Annotated in this window: 2 protein-coding genes; both read left to right on the top strand. The window is 69.5% G+C overall.

All coding sequences use genetic code 11. From position 1 onward, the window contains the following. Positions 1 to 926 (top strand): metallopeptidase TldD-related protein (locus ACTWQJ_RS51075; RefSeq protein ID WP_443313148.1); only part of this gene is annotated, 926 nt, incomplete at its 5' end. Positions 927 to 983: 57 nt separating this feature from the next. Continuing rightward, positions 984 to 1,748: tyrosine--tRNA ligase (gene tyrS / locus ACTWQJ_RS51070; RefSeq protein WP_443313147.1), on the top strand; the 765-nt coding region annotated here is incomplete at its 3' end.

Genomic DNA, 1,748 nt, shown 5'->3' with positions numbered 1-1,748 from the left:
CCACCTACCTCGGTACGTCGGCGGGGCTGCGGCTGCGCCACGACCAGCCCAACGGGACGCTGGAGCTGAACGCCAAGTCGCCGGACCGTACGCGCTCGGCGTGGGCGGGCCGGTCGACCCGGGACTTCAAGGACGTCGACCCGGCCGCGCTCGACGCCGAACTGGCCGTACGCCTCGGCTGGGCCGAGCGGCGCATCGAGCTGCCCGCCGGGCGGTACGAGACGCTGTTGCCGCCGACCGCGGTCGCGGACCTGCTGATCTACCAGATGTGGTCGGCGTCGGGCCGGGACGCGGTCGAGGGCCGGACGGTGTTCTCCAAGCCCGGCGGCGGCACGCGCATCGGCGAGAAGCTGAGCGAGCTGCCGCTGACCCTGCGCAGCGACCCGAACGAGCCCGGCCTGGAGTCGCTGCCCTTCGTGCTCGCGCACTCCTCCAGCAGCGACTCGTCGGCGTTCGACAACGGGCTGCCGCTGACCCCCACCGAGTGGGTGGGCCAGGGCGAGCTGAAGCATCTGATCACCAGCAGGCACAGCGCCGGGATGACCGGGCTGCCGCTGGCGCCGGGGATCGACAACCTGATCCTGGACGGGGGCGACGACCGCTCCCTGGAGGAGATGGTCGCGAGCACCGAGCGCGGACTGCTGCTGACCTGCCTCTGGTACATCCGCGAGGTCGACCCGGCGACGCTGCTGCTGACCGGCCTGACCCGGGACGGGGTGTACCTCGTGGAGAACGGCGAGGTCGCCGGCGAGGTGAACAACTTCAGGTTCAACGAGTCACCGGTCGGCCTGCTCGGCCGGGCCACGGAGGCGGGGCGGACCGAGAAGACGCTGCCGCGGGAGTGGAGCGACTGGTTCACCCGGGCTGCCATGCCTGCGCTGCGGGTGCCCGATTTCAATATGAGCTCTGTCAGTCGGGGCGTATAACCTCGTATGCGGCGGTCACCCGACTGCCCGAAGATCATCCAAGGAGACACGAGAACCGTGACGGACATCGTCGACGAGCTCAAGTGGCGGGGGCTGTTCGCCCTCTCCACCGACGAGGAAGCACTGCGCAAGGCGCTCGCGGACGGTCCCGTCACGTTCTATTGCGGCTTCGACCCGACCGCGCCGTCGCTGCATGTGGGGCATCTGGTGCAGGTGCTCACCATGCGGCGGCTCCAGCAGGCCGGTCTGCGGCCGCTGGCGCTGGTGGGTGGCGCCACGGGCCTCATCGGCGACCCGCGCCCCACGGCGGAGCGCACGCTGAACGATCCGGAGACGGTCGCCGGCTGGGTCGAGAAGCTGCGCGGCCAGATCCAGCCGTTCCTGTCCTTCGAGGGCGAGAACGCAGCCGTCATGGTCAACAACCTCGACTGGACGCAGAACCTGTCCGCGATCGAGTTCCTGCGCGACATCGGCAAGCACTTCCGCGTCAACAAGATGCTGACCAAGGACTCCGTCGCCCGGCGCCTGGAGTCCTCCGAGGGCATCAGCTACACCGAGTTCAGCTACCAGATCCTGCAGGGAATGGACTTCCTCCAGCTGTACCGGAGGTACGGCTGCACGCTCCAGCAGGGCGGCAGCGACCAGTGGGGCAACCTCACGGCCGGCCTCGACCTGATCCACCGGCTGGAGCCGCACGCCAACGTGCACGCCCTGGCGACGCCGCTGATGACGAAGGCGGACGGCATCAAGTTCGGCAAGACCGAGGGCGGCGCCGTCTGGCTCGACCCGGAGCTGACGACCCCGTACGCGTTCTACCAGTTC

The sequence above is a fragment of the Streptomyces sp. KR55 genome (genome assembly GCF_052245645.1).
Classification (GTDB): domain Bacteria; phylum Actinomycetota; class Actinomycetes; order Streptomycetales; family Streptomycetaceae; genus Streptomyces; species Streptomyces flavusporus.
Note: the sequence above shows the minus strand (reverse complement) of the source record. Positions and strands in the feature narration are given on the sequence as shown.